Annotated in this window: 7 protein-coding genes; 4 read left to right on the top strand and 3 right to left on the bottom strand. The window is 45.7% G+C overall.

The window, feature by feature from the left end; all coding sequences use genetic code 11:
• Window positions 1-99: 99 nt before the first annotated feature.
• Window positions 100-693: a Tn3 family transposase gene (locus KU855_RS07510; RefSeq protein WP_000107352.1), complete on the bottom strand. Its 594-nt coding sequence runs from the start codon at window positions 691-693 to the stop codon at window positions 100-102.
• 283 nt (window positions 694-976) lie between these two features.
• Here KU855_RS07510 and umuC point away from each other — a divergent pair, with 283 nt between their 5' ends.
• A complete protein-coding gene (umuC, locus tag KU855_RS07505) occupies window positions 977-2,149 on the top strand; it encodes a translesion error-prone DNA polymerase V subunit UmuC (RefSeq protein ID WP_008845658.1) in 1,173 nt (390 codons plus the stop codon).
• 10 nt (window positions 2,150-2,159) lie between these two features.
• Here the strand turns inward: umuC and mobI are convergent, their stop codons facing one another.
• On the bottom strand, window positions 2,160-2,603 hold the full coding sequence (gene mobI, locus KU855_RS07500; protein WP_040523231.1) for a conjugative transfer protein MobI(A/C): 444 nt from the start codon (window positions 2,601-2,603) through the stop codon (window positions 2,160-2,162).
• Between the two features lie 464 nt (window positions 2,604-3,067).
• Between mobI and KU855_RS07495 the strand changes: the two genes are divergently transcribed.
• The 3 genes from KU855_RS07495 to KU855_RS07485 are packed head-to-tail and all read left to right on the top strand — an operon-like array spanning window position 3,068 to window position 5,557.
• Complete coding sequence (locus tag KU855_RS07495) at window positions 3,068-4,042, top strand: ParM/StbA family protein (RefSeq protein WP_008845654.1); 975 nt, start codon at window positions 3,068-3,070, stop codon at window positions 4,040-4,042.
• Window positions 4,043-4,044: 2 nt separating this feature from the next.
• Complete coding sequence (locus tag KU855_RS07490; RefSeq protein WP_040523228.1) at window positions 4,045-4,314, top strand: hypothetical protein; 270 nt, start codon at window positions 4,045-4,047, stop codon at window positions 4,312-4,314.
• A gap of 1 nt (window position 4,315) precedes the next feature.
• Window positions 4,316-5,557 carry an integrase family protein gene (locus KU855_RS07485; RefSeq protein ID WP_008845652.1) on the top strand — a complete coding sequence of 414 codons (1,242 nt, stop codon included), beginning with the start codon at window positions 4,316-4,318 and terminating at the stop codon, window positions 5,555-5,557.
• A gap of 16 nt (window positions 5,558-5,573) precedes the next feature.
• On the opposite strand, the gene KU855_RS07480 is transcribed toward KU855_RS07485, so the two are convergent.
• On the bottom strand, window positions 5,574-5,768 hold the full coding sequence (locus KU855_RS07480; protein WP_040523226.1) for an AlpA family transcriptional regulator: 195 nt from the start codon (window positions 5,766-5,768) through the stop codon (window positions 5,574-5,576).
• Window positions 5,769-6,000: the final 232 nt, after the last annotated feature.

Raw genomic sequence — 6,000 nt, 5'->3', positions numbered from 1 at the left:
GTATTAAATGTACGATATTTACCTAATTTGCCACACTTATAAGTAGTAACCCACCTCCGCAGCCATTTATTGGTGTGGTCTACAGAGGATTAAGTCTTTTTAGAGGGGAAAATCCCTAGAACCCCATTGTGATACTTGGTAATCATTCCCCCCACGAAATTTATTGCCATTAACTGAAGTAATAGCACGTTTTAACTGATGGTATGCTTCACCTCTGTTCAAGGCTTGCTGGACGTAATGACGCAACGTTGAATTATCAACATACTCCAAAACATAAATAGATTTAATTAAACGGTCGTACTCATGCAATGCTGACAATCTTCGGCTCTTGCCGTTACTCAACTTTCTAATGATTGTGCTTTGAGTGGTGGTTTTACGACTCAATGAACAAACAATATGCTGAATATTGTCCCATTCTTCAGCAATTAGCTTATGATTAATATCTTTCTTTAATTGAATACGGCCTCCGTTCTCTTCAGTCACTTCAAATAGCTCAAAAAACACCTTTTTCATTTTCGCGTATCGAGGGGCGAATGTGTAACCAAAGAAATCTAATATAGCGAAGTTAACATTATTGGTACCATGCGTATCGGTCGATAAGGTATTAGGCTGTATATCTGAAGAGTTGTTATAGAGTAAGTCAAAAGCAAAGTGACCTTCATATTCGTTAGCGCCAATGACTTGCGTACTCACCGGAACATGACGTGGTCAACCAAAATTGACCAACCCAGTTAAGCTACTTTTTTCAATTTCTTCATGTCCGCCTCATATTGATTTGAAATTTCCATACTTTATCTAATTCATGTTTTTCTAAATTAGCTAAAATGCAACTCAGAAATGTCCAGAAGTGAGTTGTGTGGTGTCGAGTGGAGATTGTACGATTAAGCCCCTAAGTAATTAGTCCGTCAGTCTCCCTCGGTAATCAAATTAGTACATCTTAGCGATCAAATTGGTAAAAAATTAGACATGTAGATGAATGCCCACCTTAAAAAATAGACAGCGGGTTGGGCTGGGTGATTTTTCTGGTGTTAGACGCCAGCAACCCATGCGGCAGAATGGTTGCTCACTTACTCGTCTATTTTTAGCGGGAATTCTTAGCCAACTGTATGAACTGTATGCGGATTTGAGCAGTCGAGTGATGCGCACTTTGGAGGAGATGGCACCACGAGTAGAGGTTTACTCCATTGACGAAGCGTTTTTAGATTTAACCGGTATTGAGTCTGTCCTATCCCTTGTCGAGTTCGGACAACAAGTGCGAGAGCGCATAGGCCACTGGATTGGGATCACCGTCTGTGTAGGCATTGCACCGACTAAAACACTCGCCAAGCTGGCTAACCATGCCGCCAAGAAATACCCCGCCACTCAGGGGGTTGTAGATCTAACCAATCCAGATCGGCAACGTCGATTGCTCGCATTAGTCCCGGTTGATGATGTTTGGGGCGTTGGTAGACGGCTTTCTAAGCGTTTAAATGCCTTGGGTATCAGCACAGCCTTAGACCTCGCCAATGCCTCACCTAGAGCCATCAGAGACCAGTTCTCGGTGGTTTTAGAGAGAACCGTCAGAGAGCTCAATGGTGAGTCGTGCATTGAACTTGAAGAGATCCCACCAACTAAGAAACAAATTGTCTGTAGCCGTTCATTTGGCGTAAAAGTAACGCACTTTGAATTGTTACGTGAGGCCGTATGTGAATACGCAACCCGCGCCACTGAGAAGCTACGCAAAGAACAGCAGCAAGCCAAAGTGATGACCGTGTTCATACGTACCAGCCCCTTTAAGGACAACGAGCCGCAATACAGCAACTCTGCATCGGGTGAGTTGCTGATCCCCAGTTGCGATACTAGGGATTTTATCGAGCTGGCCAGTCATTTACTCAAGCGGATATGGAAGGATGGTTTTCGTTATGCCAAAGCGGGCGTCATGCTGTCTGACTTTTACGATCCTGGCATGTTTCAGCCAGGACTATTCGATGACGTATCGATCCGCTCTAATAGCCAACAGTTAATGTCTGTATTGGACACCATTAACCAAAGTGGTGCCGGAAAGGTTTTCTTTGCTGGACAAGGTACGAAGAAAGATTGGTCGATGAAGCGAGAGCATTTATCTCCCGCTTATACAACACGCTGGGACCAGTTGCCGCGAGTGAAGTAGCGCCGAGAATTCAGTAGGCATTCACTCTGCGACGCAGCATGTTGAGCTTATCAACCTGGCGTCGAATATCACTGAAAAATTCCTCTTTCTCCATGGCCAGCGCTAACTCCCATTCTTTGGCCAAACCTTGGCAGTCCAAAAATGAGTATCTCAGCTTCGTCTTTGAGATACGCAGTCCTTTACTAAAGACTACGCGCTTGCCTCGTTGACCGTGAAAGCTGTTGATGTACCACTCAATGCCAAAGCCATACTTAAAGTCTCTGATACGGACACCAAGCAGCCCCCAATCTTTAAATGGCTCATTTTCACGAACCTTGTAATGGGTAACCCAAAAGTCATCAACTTCAGCTCGTGCCAGCGCTTTTAGCCTGTCCGTTTCTTGCTGAAGTAAATCTGATATCTCTGCTTTCCATTGTTCATTGACGATTTCTACCAAACCAATTTCCCCATCCAATTAACCCCAAAAGCCAAAACCACTATCCGTTTGGCTTTTGGATCGAAACGCCAAACGTAAAACTGCCGTAACAATCGCTGTTTGGCGTCTCGATATAAATCAACTCGCGCAATCCCATACCTGACAAGGGATGCAGCCCGATTTCACTTAAAAACGCCTGAAAAGACGTATCGTCATGAAGATACAAACCGTTTGGCGAGTTCAGGCCAGAAGGCAAACGACGTTTGGCGTCTCGATTTTTTTGGCTTAGTCATCCGCCGCCAAACAGAGCCTATTCTCATACTTTTGCGAAAATGCAATAGGCAGATAGATGAAAGGATTTGTCACCTTTCTGCCCACCGCCAGTGCACCGAATCCTGATAATGACATTTGAGTGAACCGCCAGAGCACTTGGAAATGCCCAAGCGTGACCTGAGCGGTTAGTTGAAAACCGTTAGAGCACTTTGAGTGCACAGGAGATAAGTATGTTTGTACTAGGCGTAGATATCGGTTACTCGAACCTGAAGCTGGCAATTGGCCAATCAGGCAGTGAACCGAAAACTATTATTCTGCCTGCGGGGGCCGGTCCTGCGGATCGTATGCCGGAGCGTATCGGTGGAGGCGATGATGAAACTTGTTTGTATGTGTCTGTCGAGAATGAGCGTTGGGCCGCTGGTGTGCCTGCTGGACGCCTTCAAGGTTGGGAACGGGAGCTTCACCCAGAATATCCCACCACAAAAACCTATAAGGCGCTTTTTCATGCCGCCTTGTTAATGGCTGAAACAGAATCCATCGATTTGGTTGTCACTGGATTACCGGTTTCCCAGTTTCATGAACCACAACGTAAGTCAGACCTTGTGAAGCGTTTAAAAGGTATTCATCAAGTAACGCCTAAGCGCAGCATCACCGTTCATGACGTCAAAGTGCTGCCGCAGCCTGCCGGTGCCTATATGGATCTGGTTCAAACAGGTGGAGATTTGGGCTTGATTGAAGAAGGTCGCGTCGTCGTCATAGATCCAGGCTTTTTTTCTGTTGACTGGGTTGCCCTTGAGGCCGGAGAAATTCGCTACAGCTCATCAGGAACCAGTCTTCAGGCAATGTCCGTGCTACTGGAAACCATTGATAAGCTGATTTCGGAAGATCATGGTGCCAAAGTGGGTATGGATCGACTTGAAAAAGCCATGAGAACCGGCGACTTGCAGGTGCTGCTATTTGGAGAAAAAGTCGATATTTCACCTTATCTGAATGCTGCAATGAAAAAGGTAGCGCCTGTTGCTCTTACAGCCATGCGCCAATCTATGCGCGACGAAAGCATCAATGCGGACTTGGTATTGATCGCCGGAGGTGGAGCCTTGGCTTATAAGGAAGCGGCCAAGGAGATTTTTTCACGAAGCAAGATCATCGTGCCGGAACAGTCTGTTTTGGCGAACGTCCGAGGCTTCTGGTTTTATGGGGCCTGATTATGAGAGTTGTCGTCAACATTCCCCCAGGGAGCCACCCTGAACTACTCAAAGAATTGGAAAAGACGCCGCCACGGGAACGCGCTGAGCGTCTGCGGATGCTGGCCACCTTTGGGTTAATTCACATGAGCCAACCCAATCTATCCACGACATCTGCACCGGTGGATGGCCATGCACCAGATGGTGAAGTGACTTCTATGAGTACAGCGCCAGAACCCAAAGCAGAATCACGTAAACAATCATTAAAATCAAAACTAGGGCTGGGCTTATAACATGGCGTTATCAGTTAGCTGGCTCGATGCCAGGTTAAATAAAGAAGCAAAAGAAACCGTAGTAAAAGCCGACCGAGATGGGCTAAGTGCTCGGGTATCACCCAAGGGCAAAATTGTTTTTCAGTTTCGTTATCGTTTCGATGGCAAGCAACAACGGGTAGACATAGGTACTTACCCACTTATGAAGCTTGCTGAAGCCAGGAATGAGCTAGATAGGTTAAGGGCAGTACTTGATCAAGGCCGAAACCCCAAGCTCTACCTACAGCAAGAACGGGCCAAGTATTCTGCCAATCAAAGCTTCGAATCGATTTTTCGAGACTGGATAGACTCTGCCGGTAAGCAAGGGCTAAAGGAGAAAACGTGGCACTACCAAAAACGCAGCAGTGAAATATATTTGCTGCCCCGACTTGGTAAGTACCCATTAACTGACATCAATGAATTGTCCTTAAGAAACTGTCTTCGTGAGGTTTCGGAAGCGTCTCCGTCAAACACAGAACGTCTAGTGTCTGTGCTGCATAAGTTTTATGACTGGCTGATAGATGAACAGATTTTGGAAATTAACGCTGCCGCTGGGATCACTGCAAAGAAGGTCGGCGGTAAGAAAGGCAAACGAACTCGGGTGCTAAATGACAACGAGATCAGGATACTTTGGCGCTATTTGCATGAGTCAAAAATCACTGAGAAGAATCGCATCTACATAAAACTGCTTCTCTTATTGGGAGGGCGCAAGGGCGAACTCATTCAAGCTGAAAAGCATCACTTTGACTTGCAATCTGCAATGTGGACAGTGCCCATAGAGATCCGCAAACAAGGTGAGAAAATTGGAGCGCCGATCATGCGGCCATTGATTAAGCCAGCTATTGAGCTGATTGAACTAGCGATGCAGATGAGCAAATCAACTTACTTGTTTCCCGCGAACGGACAAGAAGAGCTTGCCACAAATGGCTTTGATACCACTATTCCTAACAATGTGAAAATCTGGGCTCGCAGATCGCTTAGTGTTGAGATGGAACATTGGTCTATGCATGATCTTCGCAGAACGATGCGAACGCGAATGTCAGCCATCACCACGCAAGAAGTTGCCGAGTTGATGATTGGCCACAGCAAAAAAGGGTTGGATGCTATCTACAACCAATATCAGTACCTGGATGAAATGCGTCATGCTTACGACGTTTGGTATCAACAGCTAGAGACCATCATCGAGCCGACAGGCTTTTCATTCAACTGGCGTTTCGGACAATAAAATAAAAGAAAGAGGCTCAGTCCTCTTTCTTCTCATACTCCTCCAAGTCTTCAATGTGCCACAGCTTGTTTCGTGTATTTCGGTTGATGCGAGGTTGCGGCAAGCTGCCATCTTTTATTCTTCGCCAGAGCGTCGTATAGCTAATGTGGTAACGAGCCATCACTTCGTAAGATGTTAGAAAAGGGGTTGCCTGGTGCGCTACTGCTGTCATCTGCATTCTCCTGAAAATCAATGTAAAGCTATCATCGCCTGATTCATCACTAGTTGATGGTCAGAAAGATGCATGATTTGTTCAGAAGATCAGCCTTATCAAAACACAAATGTTGCTATTAGGTACTTTTCAGCTCAAACCTATGAATAACAAGGGCTACAAGGCGGTTTGTGTCATGAATAGCAATCAACATGCCTAACGAGAAAAATTTGTACACACTGTTTGTACACTC

Origin of the sequence: Shewanella sp. NIFS-20-20 (genome assembly GCF_019209865.1) — a bacterium.
Classification (GTDB): Bacteria; Pseudomonadota; Gammaproteobacteria; order Enterobacterales; family Shewanellaceae; genus Shewanella.
Note: the sequence above shows the minus strand (reverse complement) of the source record. Positions and strands in the feature narration are given on the sequence as shown.

Bases quoted from the DNA above. Each gene is read 5' to 3' on its own strand.
- umuC (WP_008845658.1), top strand. From the start codon at position 977: ATGCCCACCTTAAAAAATAGACAGCGGGTTGGGCTGGGTGATTTTTCT.
- KU855_RS07495 (WP_008845654.1), top strand. From the start codon at position 3,068: ATGTTTGTACTAGGCGTAGATATCGGTTACTCGAACCTGAAGCTGGCA.
- KU855_RS07490 (WP_040523228.1), top strand. From the start codon at position 4,045: ATGAGAGTTGTCGTCAACATTCCCCCAGGGAGCCACCCTGAACTACTC.
- KU855_RS07485 (WP_008845652.1), top strand. From the start codon at position 4,316: ATGGCGTTATCAGTTAGCTGGCTCGATGCCAGGTTAAATAAAGAAGCA.
- KU855_RS07480 (WP_040523226.1), bottom strand. From the start codon at position 5,768: ATGACAGCAGTAGCGCACCAGGCAACCCCTTTTCTAACATCTTACGAA.